Here is a 21,305-nt window from a genome sequence, read left to right as displayed (position 1 = left end):
TGCCTACGATAGCGCCCGTTGACAGGGTGTACATCCTTGTTCGTCGCAAAGAAAGGGCTGCATTATGATCAGAAAATCCATCCATCCCCGCCGCTTACTGGCTGGCATACTGAGTTTTACCGTACTGGGTGGCAGCGGGTGGCTGCTGGCAAACCGGACCGCAACCGCAGATAACAAACCTGCTCAGGCAGAAGGCTATACCCGTAATGCGGATGGCCATATTCTGATCGCCGCCAAGTCCGCACTGGAAAAATCGTTGCAGATTGCCGCAGTACAGCCACAGGAAGTGGCATTGCCTTTGCAATTGCCAGCGGTGGTGGAAGCAGATCCTTTACGTTTTGTGAAAATCATGACGCCACTGGCAGGCCGGATTACCAGCGTGCGCAAACAGGCTGGTGACATCGTCAAAGCCGGTGATGTGCTGTTGACGATTGATTCAGCTGATCTGGCACAGGCGCTAAGTGATCAGGAAAAAGCACGGGCTGCGCTGAATCTGAGCAAGCGCCAGTTAGAACGTCAGCAAGCGATGGATAAAGCCGATGTCGGTACTAAACGCGATCTGGAGCAGGCACAAAGCGATGTGGCGCAGGCACAGGCAGAACTGAGTCGCGCTGAGGCGCGTCTGGGATTGCTGGGTGCAAAAGCACAAAGCGCCGGTGATATATTGCCGGGTCATCAGCTGGTGGTACGTGCACCGTCTGCCGGTCGCGTGGTCGAGCTGAATGCAGCGCCGGGCGCTTACTGGAATGATGTGAACCAGCCGCTGATGAGTATCGCGGATTTGTCCAAAGTGTTTGTCACCGCATCGGCTAAAGAGAAAGATCTTGCCTTACTGGCCGAAGGGCAGAGCGTAACGATTCGTTTTGACGCTTTTGCAGAACCGGTGCAGGCGAAAGTCCAGTACATCGGTGATGTGCTGGACCCTGATACGCGCTCAGTCAAAGTCCGCATTCCCTTAATCAATACCGATAAAAAGCTGAAACCCGGCATGTTTGCCAAAGCCGAGCTGAGTACCGGTGCCCATCAGGGCTTACTGGTTCCCGCGACGGCAGTTGTGCAGCAGGGTTTTGCCAGCAAAGTATTTGTCGAAGTCGCGCCGCGTGAACTGGCCGCGCGGGAAGTAACGGTCGGCCCGGTGAATAACGGTCGTTTTGAAGTATTGAGCGGCCTTAAAGCCGGTGAGCGAGTATTGCTGAAAGACGGGGTGATTTTCAATGATTGATCGTCTCGTTACCCTGTGTTTTAACCGGCGCGGTATCGTCGCGCTGGTGTTTTTGCTGGTTGCCGCTTATGGCTGGTTTGCATGGAATCAGTTACCGCTGGAAGCTTATCCGGATATTGCCGACACTACGTCGCAAGTCGTGACACAGGTGAATGGTCTGGCGGCGGAAGAAGTGGAGCAACAGATTACGATTCCGCTGGAACGTCAGATCATGGGTACGCCCGGCATGCATATCATGCGTTCCAAAAGTACCTTTGGCTTATCGCTGATTACCGTCGTATTCAAAGACGGTGCTGATGATTACTGGTCGCGCCAGCGTTTGCAGGAGCGTATCAGCACGGTGGCTTTGCCTTACGGCGCACAACCGGGGCTGGACCCGCTGACTTCGCCGATTGGTGAAATTTTCCGCTACACCCTGGTATCGAAAACCCGCAGCCTGCGCGAATTGTCTGAATTGCAGTTGTGGAAAGTCATTCCGCGGCTGAAACAAGTGTCCGGCGTGGTGGATGTCGCGAATTTCGGCGGCATTACGACCCAGTTTATGCTGGAACTGGACCCGGCAGCACTGAGTAAATACAACGTGTCGCTGAACCAGATTACCGCAGCGATCAATGCAAATAATGCGAATGCGGGCGGCAGCGTGCTGACCCGTGGTGAGCAGGGCATGGTGGTGCGCGGCGTTGGTCTGATCCGTAATCTGGATGATCTGGGCAATATCGTCATCACGCAAAAGGCTGGTGTGCCGGTGTTATTGCGCGATCTGGGACAAGTGACTTACGGCCATCAGGAACGTCACGGCGTGCTGGGTATTGATCACAATCCGGATTCGGTCGAGGGCATTACGCTGCTGCTGAAAAATGAAAACCCTTCACGTGTGATGGCGGGTGTGCATGAAGCTGTGAAGGAACTGAACGAGCAGATTTTGCCGAAAGATGTGCAGGTGGTGCCGTATATGGACCGCAGCAATCTGGTGAATGCAACGGTCAGCACCGTCAGCCACACGCTGATTGAAGGGATTGCGCTGGTCACGCTGGTATTGCTGCTGTTTCTCGGCAGTCCGCGTGCGGCGATTATCGTTGCGATCACGATTCCGGTCTCTCTGCTGATTGCGTTTATCCTGATGCACCATTTTAAAATTCCGGCGAATTTGCTGTCGCTGGGCGCGATTGATTTCGGGATTATCGTGGACGGTGCAATTGTGATGATGGAAAACATCCTGCGCCGCCGCGAAGAAGAGCCGGACGCGACACTGCAGGGCAAAGACATCATGCAGTCGGTACGTCAGGTGACGCGGCCAGTGTTTTTCGGGATTCTGGTCATCATCATTGCGTATCTGCCTTTGTTCGCATTCCAGCGGATTGAATACAAACTGTTTTCGCCGATGGCATACGCGGTTGGCTTTGCGCTGCTCGGCGCTTTGCTGGTTGCGCTGTTACTGATTCCGGGCCTGTCTTATATGGCTCTGAAAAAGCCGCTGAAAATTTTCCATAATCCGGTGCTGGAATGGCTGAAACCGCGCTACGGGCAAGTGCTGAACTGGCTGGTAGGTCGCAGCCGCGTGGTAACAGGGATTTTTATCGCGACGCTGGCGGCAGTGATCGTCAGCGGCGCGACTATAGGCCGTGACTTCCTGCCGTACTTGGATGAAGGTTCGATCTGGCTGCAAGTGACGCTGCCACCGGGCATTGCGCTGGATAAAGCCACCCGCATGGCAGATGCGCTGCGCGAAGCAACGCTGGAATTTCCGGAGGTGAATCACGTTGTGACCCAGCTCGGACGTAATGATGATGGTACCGATCCGTTCACGCCTTCGCATATCGAAACCGCCGTCACACTGCATCCTTACAGCGAATGGAAAAGCGGTCTGACCAAGCAGGAACTGATCGCAAAAATGGCAGAGCGGTTCAAAAAACTGCCCGGCACGCAGGTTGGTTTCAGTCAGCCGATGATAGACGGCGTGCTGGACAAACTGGCCGGTGCACACAGCGATCTGGTAGTCAAAGTGATGGGTAATGATTTCCGCGAAACCCGCCGTATTGCGAATGATGTGGTGCGTACCCTGAGTGCGGTTCCCGGTGCGGAGGATGTGATTATTGATCAGGAACCACCGCTGCCGCAGCTGAAAGTGGATGTGGACAGACTGGCTGCTGCGCGGCTTGGTATCAATGTCGCCGATGTGATGAGTCTGATACAAACCGGTATCGGTGGTGCGCCGGTCACGCAAGTGTTCATTGATGAGCGCAGCTATAACATCGCTGCCCGCTTCAAAAACACCATGGTCAACAGTCCGGAAGCGATTGGTCATTTGACGCTGATTACGCCGTCGAATGCACAGATTCCTCTGTCGCAGGTGGCACGCATTTCCTTTGCCGAAGGTGAAACCACGATTACCCGTGAAATGGGTAAACGCCATCTGACCGTGCGTCTGAATCTGCGTAACCGTGATCTGGCAGGCTTTCTGGATGATGCCCATGCGGCGATTGAAAAACAGGTGCAGTATGACCACAGCCGTTTTTCTATTCACTGGGGCGGGCAGTTTGAAAATCAGCAACGGGCGCAGGCGCGTCTGGCGATGATTCTGCCGATGGTACTGGCACTGATGTTTGTACTGCTGTTCGGCGAATTTAAAAATCTGCGTCAGCCGGCACTGATTTTGTCTGCCGTACCGCTGGCAACGCTCGGTGGTTTGTGTGCGCTGCATTTGCGCGATATGACGCTGAATGTGTCTTCTGCGGTCGGGTTTATTGCCTTGTTCGGGGTGGCGGTACTGAATGCGATTATTATGATTTCCAATCTGAACCGCTGGAGCAAGCAAACCGATATCAGCCTGAAGGAAGCCGTGATTCATGCTGCCAGCGAACGTTTGCGTCCGGTGCTGACCACCGCAACCGTCGCTGCACTGGGTCTGATTCCAGCAGCGATGGCGCATGGCCTCGGCAGCGATGTGCAGCGTCCGCTGGCAACGGTGGTGGTGGGTGGCCTGATTACGGCAACCGCACTGACGCTGATTGTGCTGCCGGCTTTGTATTACATGATTGAATCCGGTGTGCGTAACCGTAAAAAGGTCGCGGAACAACCGGTGCAATTTGATGCCAGCGAAGGAGAGGCATGATGCGATTTTCAACATCATTACTGACACTGGCGTGTGTTTCCGCTCTGGCAGCGTGTACTGCGGGTCCGGATTATCAGCGGCCGGATTTGCTGGCCGGACATCAGGCTGGTTTACCGCAGCAAGCGACGCAAGCTACTACCGGTAAAGTCACTGCGGATGAAAAAGCCGTCGTACAGCAATTGCTGCCGGGTCTGGATGTGCAGGATGGCTGGTGGAAGGCTTTCGGATCGGAAGCGCTGAACCAGCTGATTGCGACGGCACTCAGCAATAATGCGGATCTGCAGGCAACCAATGCGGCGCTGAAAGTGGCGCAGGAAAATGCGCTGGTATTGCGTGCTGGTTTGCTGCCATCGGTCGATGCCAGCTGGCAGCCGACACGTCAGAAAGTGGCCGACCCGCTGGCCAGTCCGGCGGCTTCCGGCGCAGGCTTTTACACGTTGCACACGGCACAGGTCAGTGTCAGCTATAACCTTGATCTGGCAGGCGGACTGAAACGTCAGAACGAAGCCGCTGCGGCGCAGGTGGATGCTGCCGGTTTTCAGGTACAGGCGGCACGCACGACGCTGGTATCGAATGTGATTCTGGCAGCGGTGCAGGAAGCCGGTTTGCGTGAACAGTTGCAGATCGCACAGGCGCAATTGCTGGCGAACCGTCAGCTGGCAGAACTAACCCGTCAGCAAAAAGCGCTGGGTATTGCGTCAACAGCGGATGTCGCTACGCAGGAAGCGGCACTGGCACAGGCAGAAGCCGGTCTGGTACCGGTGCAGCGGGCGCTGGATCAGCAGCGCGGGCAGTTGCGTGTATTGCTGGGTTTGCTGCCCGGCGATACGCTGCCAGCGGAATTCACACTGGCGCAACTCCAGCTACCATCGCAGTTACCACTGAGTATTCCGTCGGAATTGCTGGAACGGCGTCCGGATATCCGCATCGCAGAAGCGCAGTTACAGGCAGCGAATGCACAGATTGGCGTTGCCGTGGCAGCCCGTTTGCCTAATCTGAGCCTGACCGGCACGCTGGGCAGCAGCAGCCTGACGCTGGCAAATCTGCTGAAAGGCAATTCATCGTTCTGGAATCTGGGTGCGAATCTGACGCAGCCGGTATTCCGTGGCGGTGCGCTGCTGCATCAGCAACGTTCAGCCGAAGCACAGTATCAGCAGGCAGCGGCGCAATACCGCAGCGTGCTGCTGAATGCGTTTCAGAATGTGGCGGATACCCTGCGCGCGCTGGATGCGGACAGTCAGCAATGGCAGTTGAACAGCAAGGCGCAGCAAGCGACCCTGAAAGCGCTGGAAGTCACCCGCAAACAACGCGCAGCCGGTGCAATTCCGCTGCAGAATGTGTTGCAGGCACAGCTGGCAGAGCAGCAAGCCAGTCTGGCGTTGCTGCAGGCGCGGCTGAGTCGTTACGCAGATACCGTGGCCTTGTACGCGGCGATGGGTGTCAGCATGCCTGACAAGCTCGCCGCAACCGCATCGCCCGTCGCGCAGCAATAAAGGGTTTCATCGCTGTTTTTTACGCTCAGATTGTGCAGAAGTCCTCATCTGGCCTTTCCCGAGGCCCGGACTTTCTGCCGACGACCGCCGGATCGCTATGCAGAACACCGCATTTGAGGCTGTCCGGCGCTTTTTCGGGTGGTTTTTCAGTGGAAAACGGGGTTGAGCCTGCTGGATCAGTTTTTCCGCATTAATGACCAGTACAGTGAAACGGTCGTACCGATGCCAGGTGTACTGTCGATGCTGAGTCGTATTCCGATTTCAGTTGCCCGCTGGCTGAGATTTTTCAGCCCACGTCCGCTGTTACCTGAAGCATCGAAACCTTTGCCGTTATCCTGAATAAACAAAAAATTGTCTTCGGTATTCGTGCCGGCATCTACCCAGATTTCGCTGGCTCCGGCATGTTTGATGATATTGGTGAAAATTTCACGGATCATTTGTTCAAACTGAATGAGGCCGTTTGAACTCCACTCTGTGCTGGAAAACGGTTTGACCCGCCAGTGCAACTGAATGCCGGCGCGTTTGAACCGGGATTCATGGCGGAAACGGAATTGTGCCAGCACTGTGGTCAGATCTTCGCCGCTCGGGCTGAGTGTATCAATGGTGGCGCGCAGAGTATCGAGTGCCTGCTGCAATTCATGTTCAATTTCCGATTGTTGTTGCGGCGCTGTTTGCACCAGAGACATCAGACCGACCAGTTGCGAACCCAGCCCGTCATGCATATCCTTCATAATCCTTTCCCGCTCTGACGTTACCGCTTCCTGACGGGCTTGCTGTGCCAGCGCCTGATGGTGCCGCTCCAGAATGGCACGCTGACGGCTGACTTCTGCTTCCAGTACTTTTTTGTATTGCGCATCACTGCGCATGGCGCGCATATACTGCAGATTCAGCACAATACCGACTGCCAGAATAAAGAACAGCACAATCAGCGGCGTAAAGTAAAACCGCTGATAAGCATCCGGTGCAGTCGTCATCCAGACATTCCAGTGATCATACATACCCAGAATCAGCATGACAAAACCAGCCAGGGCAACCGCGATGTTACCCGGTGCCGGTTTGCGGAATGCCTGAACCATGATTGAGATCAGGGCACCGGTTCCTGCTAAAACGACCAGATCAATGCCCAGCGCTTTGAACAGAGGTGGTGCGCCGAACACCAGCGCGACTGAGCTGCCAAGAAAAAATGCAAGTGTTATCCACTGTGCCAGCTCCAGCCAGCGAAGCCGGATATGGTTGATACGCATTGCGAGGATGCAGATCAGCGACATCCAGATACCAAAGCTCAGGTCGATCAGGAAGAACCATACAGCGTATGGCAGCGGTAATGCATGCATAGACCACAGCCAGGCGCGCAACGCCCAGAATCCGCAGGTAATTCCGAACAGCAGTGCGTTGAAAGAGCGGTACAGAATCGCCGCACTGAGACTGACAAAACACAATATGCAGCAGACCACAACGATTGCGACGGTTGACCAGATAAAGATGCCAACCTTCCTGCCGTGCAGAGGCTGAATTTCTTCATAAGTCCCCGCCAGCATTTGCGACAGGCCTGAGTAGCGGCGACAGTCACCGGCCACCTGTATATACAAAGTGTTTGCGCCATCAGACTGACTGGCCGCAGGCAGCTTCAGCATGGTGGCGTGGTTACTGACATCGGTATCCTGATTCTGAAATTCACCGGCTTCGCCGATTTTGGTATCACCCAGTAAAAATCGCAGCCGGTTACCTGCGCGGTAAATCAGCAGCGAACGGTCTTGCGGGTCGGGGAAAATACTGACCGGAATCCGGTAAGTCCAGATTCCCTGCCGACAAGGGCTTTGCCTGCGCCAGACATCGGAGAGTGCGACTTTTTGCCACTGGCCTTGTGCGGCGCTGGATGCGCTGAATTGTCCCTGCGCCAGTTCAGCTTCCGTAATCTCTGTTGTTGCGGCTTTTGCCTGTAAACAGATCAGCATGCATAGCAGCAGAAAGAGTATCGCCAGCCAGCCGCGCAGCCATTGTGTGAAAGGAGTGGATTCGGCGGAGATCATTGTTTCACAGTAAGCCGAGACGGGCTGCAGTGTTAATTGCCTGCGTGCGTGAATTGACGTAGAGCTTGCTGTAAATACTCTTAACATGGTGGCGTACAGTATTCAGACTGATATGCAAATTGGCAGCCACTTCGCTGTAGGTATGGCCGATGGCGAGGTCTTTCAGAATTTCCAGTTCTTTACTGGTCAGATCATTCAGCGCTGATTCGGTCACCCCTCCGTTACCGGATACCGGCGCCGGACTGGCGTACTGACGCAGTTGTTTGAGAACCCGGCGTGCAATCTGTGGTGACATCGGCGAGCCGCCATTGAGTAAATCTTGCAGATGCTCCGCCAGATCATCGTCGCCCTGGCCCTTCAGCAGATAACCGGATGCGCCTGCCTCTACACAGCGAATCACATTTTCCTCGTCGCCGAACACCGAAATAATCAGAATCTGACATGCCGGCTGACGACGCAGCGTGAACGGAATCAGGTCAATACCGGCACCATCGGGTAATCCGAGATCCAGCAATAAAACATCAATGGAATGTTCGTGAATCAGTTGCATCGCATCCGCCAGCCGGCTGCAGGCGAAAGCACAGTGCCAGCCAGTATGTTCACTGATGGCCTTGCTGAAGCGGTTTAGGGTGCGCGGGTTGTCTTCGACGATCCCGATTTTGACGTTCATAAGCATCACGAATTGAAAATCTGTGAACTGAACCGGCAGTGAATGGCGCAAAACATGCTGGCAGATCACATCATATACACAGAACTTCACATCTTTGCCACATTTTCATGTGATTTCAATGCGTCCTGCATTTTATAAGATGTTGTCGAAATGTATAAGAAATCATTTTGATAAATCGATCCGGTGCGTTGCTGTTTAATCTGCGGCAGAAGTCAGTATCAGGCAGCACCGGAATCTCTCTTATGAAACAGGATCTCCGATGAAATCTTCAGAAGTGCAGACTCGTAGTCAGACATTATCCGCCGCCTTAGCTGCTGCGGTTTCGGGCAGTTTATTGATTTGCACGGTTCCGGTGCATGCACAAAGCCTGTTCGGCAAGCTGGTTGAACAAGCGGTGCAAAAAGTTGCCCAGCCATCCAACAGCGGTGGTTTGCAGCAAAACACGCTCAGTGCATCCGACAAGAAGCAGCTGGAAGAGGATAAAGCGGACGGCTTGCTGGATCAGAAAAAGGTGCAGACTGATAAGCGCGGTATTAGTGGCGTTTATTTCGCCAATGTTCCTATGGGTGGTGTTTCCCTGAATCAGGCCGGTGCTTTTGCTGTGGGGAAATTCCTTGTGGAATATGATGATGCCACCGGCGTCGCAACGATCTGGACACGTCACAGCTACGAGGCAAATGATCCGGCCAAACTGGTTCCTAAAGCGCAGTTCAGCCGTACTTCAACGTATAAAGACCGCAATCTGCGGGCTTTGCAAAACACTACGCATTTTCTGTTACGGGAAGGGAATCCCGCTTCCCGTCAGCACTTTTTATACGGCCAGATGATTTATAAAACGGATCTGCAGGGCAACGCGGTGCCGGACAAACTGGTGCCGACCGGTCTGGAAACCTTGCTGGAGCTGGAACCCGGTATTCTGTATGTGGGACCGCCTCCGTTTGCCGGTGATAAAACCAGTCCGGACGGCCATAACCTGCTGCGTCAGGGAACCGTGCTGCCGATGTTAGTCAAAGCCGGAAAAGAAGAGGCTGCGAAAGCATGGACGGCGGAGCGCATAGTCAGTCAATACCGGATGGCAAATGCTGCATTCGATACTGCGCTGGAAAATACTGCAGCGACTGCCGATCCGAATCTGGCTTTGCGCGAACCAGCGGCAGAACTGGCAACCCGCGCCGAAATGGAAGCCGCAAAACAGCAGTGGAATATCCTGATCAAAACCCAGGCAGTTGGCGGAACCCAGTCCACCCGTACATTCCGTCTGGTGTATACCTATCCGGCAACTGCGTTTGAAACACAGCATAAAAAGCAGTGGGTCAACAATACCTATGCCGACACCATTGTTTCGCGCAGCCGCGTGTATGTCGCGGTGTTCCAGGATCAGGACAGTAAATACTGGACTAACCGCTTTTATCTGGTTGAGAAAGCACCGCCGGGCGTGTACTTCGGTGAACGCTGGGCCGGACAGTATGAATATGCATTGCCCGCCAGTGCGCTTCCCGTCGCAATTGAAAAAGCAGCAGCACTGAAATATCAGTCTGCAGCCAAGACCCGCTGATCACCCGGTCAGACAACACAGCGGCAGGATATCCACCTGCCGGAAAGTTCCGCCCTGATGCGGGCGGACGTTAACACCCTCCGGAGAATATGATGAAACGTAGTTTGCAACTGATCGCCCTGCCGATGCTGGCAGTGGCTGTACTGACCGCCTGCGGCGGCTCTTCTTCCTCTGACAATACCGCTTCTGCAACGACGCCGAAAGTGAATTCTGCGCCGGTGGCGAATGCCGGAAAAGCGCAAAGCGTGTACACCGGCAGTCTGGTAACGCTGGATGCCACTGGCAGTGCTGATGCGGATGGCGATACGTTGAAATACACGTGGAAGTTAACAAGCCGTCCGGCGAAAAGTAATGCGTACTTGTCTTCACTGACCGATGCCCGCCCGACGTTTACTGCGGATGAAACCGGCGCATATGTTTTCACGCTGGTGGTGAATGATGGAAAAACCGATAGTGCACCTGCAACTGTGACGGTTTCGGCTACGGTGAAAAATATGATTCCGGTTGCCGATGCGGGAAAAGCACAGAGCGTTGTAACAGGAAAGTTGGTAACTCTGGACGGTAGTCAGAGTTATGACGGCAATGGCGATACGATTACCTACAAATGGAACCTCAGCACCATACCTTCCGGAAGTAAGGCGACGCTGTCGTCTGCAACAGCCATGAATCCGACATTTACAGCAGACCTTGATGGTAACTATGTTGCGACACTGGTGGTGAATGACGGTCAGGCAGACAGCGCTGCTGCCTCAGTGACTGTGACTTCTGCGACCGTCAACGCTGCGCCGGTCGCGCTGACAGCAACTGGTCAGACGGTCACGCCCGGTACGCAGGTAACGCTGGACGGCAGCAGCAGTTATGATCCGAATGGCGATCCGCTGACTTACAAATGGACGCTGAGTGCGCCTGAAACCAGCAAGGCAACGTTATCGGCAAACAATGTCGCTCGCCCGTTATTCAGAACGGATGCTGTCGGGCAGTATATTGCGACACTGATTGTGAACGACGGAAAAGTCGACAGCCAGCCAGCGACGGTCACGATCATCGCGAAAAACGGAAATACCGCACCGGTTGCGAAAATAACACCGATTGGTAACGGCAACTGGGAAGCCGGCAAGGATGCACTGGTTGATGGCACAGCCAGTTACGATGTTGACGGTGACCGCCTGAGCTTCAACTGGACACTGGTCAGTGTACCTGCTGGCAGTAAAGCAGCATTCCCAACCCCGTATTTACCGCGAACAACCTTCAGTGTGGATCTGCCGGGAACTTACACCGCACGCCTGATTGTGAACGACGGTACGGTCAACAGTGCCCCCGTGGAAATTACCGTAACGGCACTTTCTGCTCCGAAATAACGGACTGAAAACTGGCAGAGACCCCGGCATCGTCCGGGGTTTTTTTGTCATTTTCCCGCGCCTGTTGTCGCTTTCCGACATTTTTTCCATGCTGATTCTGCGTCGTGCCGAGCGCGTATGAAAAAAAAACTCTCAGGCGCTATTCCGTTGGCTGTCATAGCAGCACAGTCGCATTTTTCAGTCTGTATTCTGAAGTTTTGGCGAAATTTTTCTGTCTCAGGAAAATTTATTTTCGTCGTTTTACGTGTTTTCCGACATTTTGCCGGAAGCGGTAGCGCTTCTACACTGCGTCATCTGAAAAAATTATTGTGAGGAGACAAGCAGATGAAACGAATGACAGCAGGTTTGCGCAAATGCGGGATGTTGGTGATTGCACTGAGTTTTAGTGCACTGGCGATGGCGCAGCAAAAACCACAAGTGGTGATTCTGGCCACCGGTGGCACGATTGCCGGTGCCGGTGCAGATGCTACCAACAGCGCAACCTATCAGGCTGCCAAAGTACCGGTGGATAAACTGATTGCCGGTATTCCGCAACTGAACGACATCGCCAGTGTGCGTGGCGAGCAAGTGTTTCAGGTGGCTTCCGAAAGTCTGCGCAATGAAAATCTGCTGACGCTGGGTAAACGCGTTTCTGATCTGGCCAAACGCGATGACGTGGATGGCATCGTGATTACGCATGGCACTGATACCACGGAAGAAACGGCGTATTTCTTAAATCTGGTGGTGCATACCGACAAACCTATCGTTGTGGTGGCTTCTATGCGTCCGGGTACGGCGATGTCCGCAGACGGTACGCTGAATCTGTTCAATGCGGTCAGCGTGGCAGGCAATAAAGAATCCCGTTCCCGTGGCGTGCTGGTCGTGATGAACGATGAAATCAACAGCGCCCGTGATGTGAGCAAGATGATCAATATCCGTCCGGATGCGTTCAAAAGCCCGTGGGGTGCGCTGGGGATGATTGTAGAAGGTAAAAGCTACTGGTTCCGCCGTCTCGACAAACGTCATACCAATGCTTCTGAATTTGATATTGATAAAATAAAATCGCTGCCTTTAGTCGAAATTGCTTATGCAGGCGGCAATGTGAATGACACTGCTTACCGTGCATTTGCACAGGCTGGCGCGAAAGCGATTATTCATGCTGGCCCGGGCAATGGTTCTGTTGCAGGCTCCCTGGTTCCGGTGCTGCAGGATATTCATAAGCAAGGTATTCAGATTATCCGTTCTTCACATGTGAACGCCGGTGGCTTTGTACTGCGCAATGCGGAACAGCCTGACGACAAATACGACTGGATCGTGGCACATGATCTGAATCCGCAAAAAGCGCGCATTCTGGCCAGCGTGGCACTGGCAACGACCAATAACACCAAAGAATTGCAACGTATTTTCTGGCAATACTGATTTGATTGTCTGAAGCAGGAACGAGCGTTGCAGTGGTGCTGCAACGTGGTAGTGGAGAGTACCGGTTTCCCCTCGTGGACGGCACGTCAGGCCGTCACTCCGGTTTGGCAAGCGTGGCAAAGGCAACGCTTGCCTTTTTTTATGGTGCGACGCAGTCAGCAGGTATTCTGGGCGGTGTTCAGGGACTTGCTCAGGCGCCTATTCGGGCAGAGTAACGGGTGCGCAGCAACTGTATCAGTTCCAGAATCACCGCAATGCCATCGTCCAGCACCGTAATGCACTGTGCAAATAATTCCAGATTGCTACGCTGTTCCGTGGTGACGGCGACGGTATCCCAGTACACCAACTGTTCATGCAGCAGGTGCGGTAAGTCGGCCATTTCGCTGTAAATACGCCGCAGACGCGCCAGCGACAGTTCATCCAGCGTTTCCTGACTTTGCCGCAATTTTTGCAGCGTGGTGATTTGTTCCTGCAAGAATTGCAGCTGACGTGAAATCGCTTCGAGCAGCGCTGGCAGGCGGGTAATCGGTTGCAACTGATCGGATGGGTAATTCATGTGCGGCTCTCGAAACGAAGGTAACAGGTGTTACCTTCTTTCATCTTAGGCCGCTTTCCTGCAAAAAACAGGTTTTTCTGATGAACAGTACCAGAACTCATTTCATCAATAGCCACGAGTGCGAACGCGAGGTGCCGGGAGGCAGTGCGCGGCGTCGTTGCGCAGCACAGGCTGGTGCCTGTGCAAGCGACGCAACAAAGCAATGCGCCCGGCACCTCCGTTCCCGAAGGGTTTGCCTCATAGCGCACGCTGGACAGCGTTGGACGCGTTGTGAATAGCACCGCTATTCACTGCCTTGTCCGTCTTGCCAGCCCGCGCTATGAGACAAACGCATCTCGCGGATATTGATGAAATGAGTTCTGTCAGGTGAGGATTTCGAATAGGAATCAGAAAAACACAGAAATCACCTGAAAAACTGGCGGTAAAAAGCTGTTTACGATGGTTTTTTACCTGTATTTCAGCCGGATTTTTTGTTCAAAGGTGAGAACTTTGAATAGTGAAAAATAAAAAAACGGGCTGTTCGGCCCGTTTTTTGATGTTTTTCGTGCTGAATGCGGTGTTCTGCACAGCGATCCGGCGGTCGTCGGCAGAAAGTCCGGGCCTCAGAAAAGGCTGAATGACGATCTCTGCACAAATCTCCGTCAGTTTCGCGCATTTCTCAATCAGCGATTACGCCAGCGTCGCCATGAAATTAGCCAGCATGGTTAGTACTTGCTGTTCCGCTTCGCGGTGCGGCACATGGTGGATACCTGGCATCAGCTCCAGTTGCGCAGGCCCGCTGACGCCGTCGGCGATGCGCTTTGCCTGTGCGGTCGTACCGTATTCATCCAGCTCACCGTGGATTACCAGTGTCGGGCACTTTACTGAAGGCAGAACCGGGTCCAGTGACCAGTGATCGAAGGCTGCGCCCAGCCAGGTATCGATCCATGCGCTGAGTACCCACGCGGTTTTTTCGCCGTGATAACGGGCTAAACGCTTAAATTGTTCGGGATCAGCAAATAATTGCTGCGCTTCCAGAATACCCGCGCGGGTGATGGGTTCCAGCACCGATTGCGCCGATTCGGTAATCAAGCCGACGCAGCGTTCCGGATAAGCCGCCGCTACATTCACCGCCATTTCACCGCCAACGCTGTGGCCCATGACGATGAACTGGTCGATTTCTTTGGCTTTCAGCAATTCCGCAAACACGGTTTGCGCTTCCGCCTCGATGAAATCGTCCCCGATGTAACCGTTGCGCGGTGCGGAATGGCCGAAACCGGCGCGGTCATACGCAATCACGCGACGGCGCGTGGCCTGAGCCAGTAAGCCGGGAAACTGACGCCACAACTGAATACAGCCTAGGGAATCATGCAGCAGCACAACCGGTGCCAGCGTGGAAAGCGTATGGGTGTCTTGCCAGACTTTTACCGCGATCTGGCCGTAAGCAGTTTTGATGTGTTGCAAGGGAGTATTCCGGATCAAATCAAGTACACATCCGCAGTCAGCACAGCAAGGTGCAAGGGAAGGGCGGATGCAGAAAGGCCGCCATTTTAACTGAAATCAGCATTTTTTCTGCGACGCAGCACGAGAAGCCGGAACGCAAGTCGTTCAAGAATCGCTGAAGGTGAGGACTTTGAATAAGAAAAGTAAAAAAATTCTGAGAATTTTTCAAAGGTGAGGAATTTTAATAGTCAGAACTTAAAAATTCCGGCGTAAGCGCTTTGTAATGATGCAGAAATCATCATTTTGCTTTTGCGGAGAGCCAGACTTTCTGCCGACGACCGCCAGATTGCTGTGCTGAAACCCGCATTTCGGGCAAAAAAGCCGGTTTTGGCAGCCCGAACAGGGTTTTCCGGGCAGGGAATTCTTACGCAGAAGCCGCAAGGTGAGAAATTTGAATAGGAAAAATAAAAAAATCGCTGACGGAAGCCGCAGATTTCAGCAATTCCGGTACGGCGTTCGTGGTGGATACGCGAACTTAGGCCGGTATTCCCTGCGTATCACGATCTGTTTCAATTCAGCAGCGGGGAATTTTCTGTAGCAATCCACGCTAAAACCCTGATTTTCAGTGATTTTTTTAATTTACCCCCTTCGGATTTCTCACCTTTGAAAAAGAGCTGCTTTTGCTGCGACAAAATCCGCACCTGTGGAAAAAAACAGCTCGCAAGTTCTGGTCTGAGGCGGAAGGCTGTGCTGATTATTGCTATTTTTATTCGTTAATCCGCACTTTTTTGCAAAGGTGAGGAGTTTGAATAGCTAGAAACGGCGGTTTTTTAAAAAGGTGAGGAATTTGAATAAGGAAATGGCTTGCCAGTGTAAAACCTCAAAAACTTAATGAAATGACTATGAAAAACATGCGGAATACCCGCAAATGCCGGTTTTCAGATGCATCTGGCATGCCGGAAAGCCGTTGTTTAGCTGTTTCCAGCCCGTGTTTCTCTGCGGAAGGTGAGAAAAAAGAATAGTTTTCCGCAAAAATTTTTATTCAGGTGAGAACTTTGAATAGGGGTTTGGTGAAAATCGCGACAAAAATACGTCTGAATGTCGTGACGGTACAATTTTGCAGCGCGCTGTTTCGGTAGCATGCCGTGCAATTGCACCGGTTCGCCGGATTACTTTTCAGGAGAGATGCTGTGATGTATCCCGTTCGCTTACAAGATGTCGGCAAGACTTATCACATGGACGCGGTCAGTGTGCCCGCGCTCAGCCAGATCAGCCTTGATATTCGCCCCGGTCGTTTTACCGTGTTGTCCGGTCCGTCCGGCAGCGGCAAAACCACGCTGCTGAACCTGATTGGCTGCCTCGACCGGCCTGACAGCGGCCACATAGAAATCGCCGGTATCGATGTGCGCAGCATGAACGATGATCAGCTTTCCGATTTCCGCGCCCGTCACATCGGTTTTATTTTTCAGAACTTCAATTTACTGCCGGTGCTCAGCGCGTTTGAGAATGTGGAATACCCGCTGATACTGGCCGGCGTGCCAGCTGCAGAACGCAAACAGCGTACCGAAGCTTTGCTGGAAGATGTGGGACTGAGTAATCGTCGTAATAATTTACCGGGGCAATTATCAGGCGGCCAGCGTCAGCGGGTTGCGATTGCGCGCGCACTTGCCATCGGCCCGCGTCTGGTGCTGGCAGACGAGCCGACCGCCAATCTGGACAGCCAGACCGGTGCGGAAGTGATTGCACTGATGCGTCGTCTGCAGCGTGAACGCGATGTCAGCTTTGTGTTTTCCTCGCATGATCCGCAAATTCAGGCAGAAGCAGACGATGTGGTCTTTATCCGCGACGGAAAAATTGTCGGTACAGAACAAAGAGAGGTGAAAGCATGAATACCCTGATGCTGGCAATTCGCAATCTGCTGCGCAATCGTCGCCGTTCACTGACGACGATCTTAACGATGGTAGTCGGGCTGACCGCGATTTTGCTGTTCGGCGGTTATCGTTCCAATATTCTGTACGGTTCGCTGACCGGTTTCGTGCAATACACCGGCCATCTGCAAATTCAGCACAAAGGCTATTTCATCGATGGCGGCGATAATCCGACCGCTTACGGCATCCGTGATTATCAACAGATTATTCAGACGCTGAAAGATGATCCGGCGTTAAAAGATCAGTTATTCCTGATGACGCCGAATTTGCGTCTCGGCGGTCTGGCGGGGAATTTTTCCGCCGGTGTCTCGCGCTCAGTACTGGCAGAAGGTCTGGTACCTGCGGAGCGGAACGGGATGATGCAATGGAATCAGTACGGCGTAAAAAGCTATGCACTACCGATTCCGCTAGAAGGCAAAGGCAATGATGCGGTTGTGGTTGGTACCGGAGTCGCACGTAAACTGAAGTTGTGTAGTTTACTTTCTGAGAATGATTGCATTCCTGCTGTCAGCAAAGCGAAACAGGATGCGGGGCAAGTGCCGGATGATATCGCTGCTTTATCGATGGCAGAGGGCGAGCAAAAACCTGTGATACCGGCTTCTGAAAACCGTATCGAAGTGCTGGCAGCAACCGCCGGTGGTGCACCGAACGTCGCCAGTCTGAATGTGATCAAGGCTAATAATATGGGCATCAAAGCACTGGATGATGTGTATATGGCGATGCATCTGGAGCAGGCGCAGCGCCTGATTTACGGCAACCAGCCGGGGCAGGTCACCGCAATCATGATTCAGCTGCAAAAAACCGAGCAAGTCGCTGCAGCGCAAGCGCGTATTACGGAATTGCTGAAGCAGAAATTCCCGCAGCAGGAACTGGATGTACTCGACTACGATACGCTGAACCCGATGTACCGTCAGACCAATCAGTTCATGGATTCGATGTTTAGTTTTATCGCGATGCTGATTGCGGTGATTGTGTTGTTCACTATTGGCAATACGATGGGAACGGCGGTAGTGGAGCGCACCAATGAAATTGGAACCCTGCGCGCCATCGGCTTACGTCGCAGCGGTATTCGCCGCCTGTTTTTGTGCGAAGCTTTGTTGCTGGGCGTGATTGGTTCTGTGCTCGGTGCAGTCTCTGCATTGATACTGGCGTATATGATTAATCACAGTGGCTGGACCTGGAATCCACCCGGCTATTCGTACGCGTATCTGATACTGGTGCGGGTAGGGCAGGATATTCCGCTGCTGGCTGGCAGTGTGCTGAGTATGATAGCGGTCACCTTGTTGTCGGCATGGTTGCCTGCAAACCGCGCGGCGAAGTTTGAAATTGTGGATGCATTGCGTCATGTCTGATCAGAGTTTGCTCACGGAGAATGTAATGAAGCTTTTTTCTCAGTATCGTCGTCAATTTCTGGTACTGGCGGCGGCCATCACCATCAGCCCGGCTGTATATGCACTGTCGCCGCAGGAAATTCTGGCAGCCAGCGATGCGATCCGTAATCCGGACTTTCCGTTTGGTTTAACCAATACGCTGGTGGAATACCGTAAAGGCAAGGAAACGGAATCCAGTACGCTGGCAATTTATTCCAAAGCCGATCCGAAAGGCGGACAGTTCCGTTCGCTGGTGCGCTATGTTGCGCCGGCACGCGATGCGAACAAGCTGATTCTGTTCAGCGGTAAAGATATGTGGTTCTTTGATCCGTCCAGTAAGGCGAGTATCCGCCTGTCGCCGCAGCAACGTTTGCTCGGGCAGGCTTCCAACGGCGATGTGGTGACCGTGAATTTCGCCAAGGATTATCAGGCAGTCAGCGCAACGGAAGAAGATACGCAGGATGGTGAGCGCCAGACCCGTCACGCCTACAAACTGGAACTGAACGCCAGCGGCGAGGGCGCGGCATATCACCGGATTCTGATGTGGGTGGATAAAACCAGTATGCGTCCGGTGAAATCCCGTTTTTATGCGGAAAGCGGAAAATTACTGAAAACGGCCTACTACCGCCGTTATCAGCCGATATTTGGTGTCGAACGTCCTACTGAGACAGTGATCATTGATGGTCTGGAAAGCGACTGGGTCACCGTGATGCGCTATTCCGACTGGGTAAAACGGGATGTGCCGGAAACCTGGCTGCAACGCGATTACCTGCCACGCTTCAAACCGGAATAATCCTATGCAGAACCGTCATTCCCCTACGCCTGTTCGCTGCCGGCTTTCTGTATTGCTGATGATTTTATTGTCAGTGAATGCTTATGCCAGTCCGGATGATCCGGAACTGGAAGCCCTGACGCTGGCAGATACCATGCAAAAGAAGCCTGAAAAAGCCAGCGACTGGCGTGCTTTTGCAGAAGTTGCCAGCGGTTACGCGCGCCTGCGGGATGGCGGCAATGAGACAAGTCAGCGGCTTTCTATTGATGCCCAATTCGATAAAACCCTGACGCCAGCCTGGAGACTGTTTTTTTCTGATCGCGTGGATCTCAACTGGCCAGCCACCAGTAACGGCGATCGCGCAATCAATACACTCAAAGAAGCCGGCGTCAGCTGGAAACCCGGAGAAAATACCTTGCTGGATGCCGGCAGAATTAATGCCCGATACGGCATTGCACTCGGCTATAACCCGACTGATTTTTTTAAAAGTTATGCGGTACGTTCTGCGGTGTCCGTTGATCCCGCCAGCCTTAGAGAAAACCGGCAGGGCAGTGTGATGCTGCGCGCTCAGCAATTGTGGGACAGCGGCTCTTTGACGCTGATCGCATCACCAAGACTGGCAGATTTGCAGATGCAATCCGGATGGAATCCGAATATCGGTGCAACTAATCACAACGACCGCTATTTACTGGCAATCAGCCAGAAAATCGGCGACTTCACGCCGCAGGGATTAATTTTTCAGGAAAAAGGACAGAAACCGCGCTTCGGACTGAATCTCAGTCACTTACTGAACGACGCCACGGTGTTTAATCTGGAATGGTCGGGCGGCTACGCGCTAAAACAAACGGATGCCGCATTCGCCGCATATAATCCTGCATTCCGCGCCGGAGAACAGCAATGGCAACAACAAATCGCTACCGGCATCAGCTACACCACCAGTAATAAACTGACGCTGACCGCAGAAGCCCACTACAACAGCGCCGCACCGGACAATCAAGCCTGGCAACAACTGCAAAACGGCTCGTTGCCATCCTATTTGTTGTACCGGGCTTACAGCCAGCAAACCCAAAACCTCACCACCCGCCGCCAGCTATTCCTGCACGCCACCTGGCAAGACGCCATCATCCCCCACCTTGACCTCAGCACCATGATCACCCACATCCCCGAAGACCGCAGCCGCCGCTACTGGCTGGAAGCGCGGTATCACAAGGATTTTTGGGAAGTGGGGTTTCAGGTTGAGAGAAATGCCGGTTCGGTGCATTCCGTATATGGATTAAGTCAATCGGATACTAAATATTTATTTAGTATCAGAATTTTTAGATAACCGACTTGCGGAATCGAATGAATGTAGACAATAAAAGTGCTCAATATTCTAGGGGCTGCTAACATTTAAGCCAGCCCAATTACTTGAACACGAGATTGATAAACGATAGGAAATTTCTGTCCAGCTTTTCATGCCGCGTGGCGATTCCTCTGGAGTGCTTGATATGGCTAAAAAATCATTCAACCAAATTTCGGTCTTTATACAATGACTTATCATACGCGTGCTGCCCGGTTTGGTTGCGCTTAGGCGGAATGACTGCGCACATCTGCTGTTCTCTGATAAACGACACAAAATCGTTGGTGTCATAACCATTGTCCGCCAGCACCGACTACGCTTGCATGCCATTCATCAGCCCCAGTGCCTGCGTAAAGTCGTGCACCTCTCCTCCGGTCAGTCGCCAGCGACCCGGATTGCCCAATCCATCGACTACAACATGAATTTTGCTGCTTAATCCTCCACGCGAACGGCCTATGTACTGCCGGACCGCTTTTTTTGGGCACCGGCTGAATGTTGATGGGCACGCACAAACGTATTGTCTATCATCAATAGCTCCATGTCGCTGTCATCGCTGACAGCATCTACGATTCTTTGCTAGACTGAACAGTACCGGAAAACTGGGAAGCTCCATTATTTGAGAAAATCGAGCAATTAACAAATCAAAATATTCCCCTGAAGTCATCGAACGTTCCGTCCGTATGGTCATGGAGGGTAGGAACGAGTAAAGCTCACAGTGGGCTGCAATAGAATCTATTGCCGGCAAGATTGGCTGCACTGCAGAGACATTACGTCGCTGGGTACGTCAGCATGAAACCGATACAGGGCTTCGGAACGGTGTGACGAGTGCAGAACAGGAGCGCATTCGTGCACTGGGAACGCGAAGTTAAAGAACTGCGCAAAACAAACGAAATTCTGAGGCTGGCAAGTGCTTTTTTCGCGCAGGCGGAGCTCGACCGCCACCGCAAGTAGTTAGCGCATTTATTGATCAGCACCGTGCAATGTACGGGGCCGAGCCGATTTGCAAAGCATTGCAAGTCGCCCCGCCGCGGTACTGGCGCACTGCGGCACAAGCCAGAAATCCGGCATTGCGTTGTGCAC

The 21,305-nt window shown here is 53.1% G+C and carries 14 protein-coding genes, 1 pseudogene and 1 other annotated feature; of the genes and pseudogenes, 11 read left to right on the top strand and 4 right to left on the bottom strand.

Going from position 1 to position 21,305, the window contains the following annotated elements:
• Positions 1 to 64: 64 nt before the first annotated feature.
• The 3 genes from KDM89_RS15590 to KDM89_RS15580 are packed head-to-tail and all read left to right on the top strand — an operon-like array spanning position 65 to position 5,827.
• Positions 65 to 1,222 carry an efflux RND transporter periplasmic adaptor subunit gene (locus KDM89_RS15590; RefSeq protein ID WP_212688843.1) on the top strand — a complete coding sequence of 386 codons (1,158 nt, stop codon included), beginning with the start codon at positions 65 to 67 and terminating at the stop codon, positions 1,220 to 1,222.
• The gene (locus KDM89_RS15585) at positions 1,215 to 4,334 is read left to right on the top strand and encodes an efflux RND transporter permease subunit (RefSeq protein ID WP_212688842.1); all 3,120 of its coding nucleotides are present in this window, start codon (positions 1,215 to 1,217) and stop codon (positions 4,332 to 4,334) included. Before KDM89_RS15590 ends, KDM89_RS15585 begins: the two co-directional genes overlap by 8 nt.
• Positions 4,331 to 5,827 carry an efflux transporter outer membrane subunit gene (locus tag KDM89_RS15580; RefSeq protein WP_230427906.1) on the top strand — a complete coding sequence of 499 codons (1,497 nt, stop codon included), beginning with the start codon at positions 4,331 to 4,333 and terminating at the stop codon, positions 5,825 to 5,827. Before KDM89_RS15585 ends, KDM89_RS15580 begins: the two co-directional genes overlap by 4 nt.
• A gap of 176 nt (positions 5,828 to 6,003) precedes the next feature.
• On the opposite strand, the gene KDM89_RS15575 is transcribed toward KDM89_RS15580, so the two are convergent.
• Together KDM89_RS15575 and KDM89_RS15570 are read right to left on the bottom strand one after the other, a co-directional pair.
• Positions 6,004 to 7,857 carry a sensor histidine kinase gene (locus KDM89_RS15575; protein WP_212688841.1) on the bottom strand — a complete coding sequence of 618 codons (1,854 nt, stop codon included), beginning with the start codon at positions 7,855 to 7,857 and terminating at the stop codon, positions 6,004 to 6,006.
• A gap of 4 nt (positions 7,858 to 7,861) precedes the next feature.
• Positions 7,862 to 8,527, bottom strand: coding sequence for a response regulator transcription factor (locus tag KDM89_RS15570; RefSeq protein ID WP_212688840.1), 666 nt, complete (start codon positions 8,525 to 8,527; stop codon positions 7,862 to 7,864).
• A 259-nt stretch (positions 8,528 to 8,786) separates the two neighbouring features.
• Between KDM89_RS15570 and KDM89_RS15565 the strand changes: the two genes are divergently transcribed.
• The 3 genes from KDM89_RS15565 to KDM89_RS15555 all read left to right on the top strand — a co-directional run bounded on the left by KDM89_RS15565 (position 8,787) and on the right by KDM89_RS15555 (position 12,838).
• Entirely contained in the window at positions 8,787 to 10,082 is a 1,296-nt protein-coding gene (locus tag KDM89_RS15565) for a hypothetical protein (protein WP_212688839.1), read from the top strand.
• A gap of 89 nt (positions 10,083 to 10,171) precedes the next feature.
• Positions 10,172 to 11,440: a PKD domain-containing protein gene (locus KDM89_RS15560; protein WP_212688838.1), complete on the top strand. Its 1,269-nt coding sequence runs from the start codon at positions 10,172 to 10,174 to the stop codon at positions 11,438 to 11,440.
• A 360-nt stretch (positions 11,441 to 11,800) separates the two neighbouring features.
• Entirely contained in the window at positions 11,801 to 12,838 is a 1,038-nt protein-coding gene (locus KDM89_RS15555; protein WP_230427914.1) for an asparaginase, read from the top strand.
• Between the two features lie 190 nt (positions 12,839 to 13,028).
• On the opposite strand, the gene KDM89_RS15550 is transcribed toward KDM89_RS15555, so the two are convergent.
• Positions 13,029 to 13,394, bottom strand: coding sequence for a hypothetical protein (locus tag KDM89_RS15550; protein ID WP_212688837.1), 366 nt, complete (start codon positions 13,392 to 13,394; stop codon positions 13,029 to 13,031).
• Positions 13,395 to 14,063: 669 nt separating this feature from the next.
• A complete protein-coding gene (locus KDM89_RS15545; RefSeq protein ID WP_230427905.1) occupies positions 14,064 to 14,837 on the bottom strand; it encodes an alpha/beta fold hydrolase in 774 nt (257 codons plus the stop codon).
• A gap of 1,172 nt (positions 14,838 to 16,009) precedes the next feature.
• Between KDM89_RS15545 and KDM89_RS15540 the strand changes: the two genes are divergently transcribed.
• The 5 genes and pseudogenes from KDM89_RS15540 to KDM89_RS15520 form a co-directional block, all read left to right on the top strand.
• Positions 16,010 to 16,705: an ABC transporter ATP-binding protein gene (locus tag KDM89_RS15540; protein ID WP_212688952.1), complete on the top strand. Its 696-nt coding sequence runs from the start codon at positions 16,010 to 16,012 to the stop codon at positions 16,703 to 16,705.
• Positions 16,702 to 18,096: an ABC transporter permease gene (locus KDM89_RS15535; RefSeq protein WP_212688835.1), complete on the top strand. Its 1,395-nt coding sequence runs from the start codon at positions 16,702 to 16,704 to the stop codon at positions 18,094 to 18,096. Before KDM89_RS15540 ends, KDM89_RS15535 begins: the two co-directional genes overlap by 4 nt.
• Before the next feature lie 25 nt (positions 18,097 to 18,121).
• Positions 18,122 to 18,907, top strand: a complete 786-nt coding sequence (locus KDM89_RS15530; RefSeq protein ID WP_212688834.1) for an outer membrane lipoprotein-sorting protein — start codon at positions 18,122 to 18,124, stop codon at positions 18,905 to 18,907.
• Between the two features lie 4 nt (positions 18,908 to 18,911).
• Positions 18,912 to 20,210, top strand: coding sequence for a hypothetical protein (locus tag KDM89_RS15525; RefSeq protein WP_212688833.1), 1,299 nt, complete (start codon positions 18,912 to 18,914; stop codon positions 20,208 to 20,210).
• Between the two features lie 695 nt (positions 20,211 to 20,905).
• Positions 20,906 to 21,305, top strand: a pseudogene (locus tag KDM89_RS15520) (transposase); the annotation flags it as partial.
• Positions 21,134 to 21,250, top strand: a sequence feature (AL1L pseudoknot). Its footprint overlaps the pseudogene before it by 117 nt.

The organism is Cognatundibacterium luofuense (assembly GCF_018139685.1).
GTDB lineage: Bacteria > Pseudomonadota > Gammaproteobacteria > Burkholderiales > Burkholderiaceae_D > Undibacterium > Undibacterium luofuense.
Note: the sequence above shows the minus strand (reverse complement) of the source record. Positions and strands in the feature narration are given on the sequence as shown.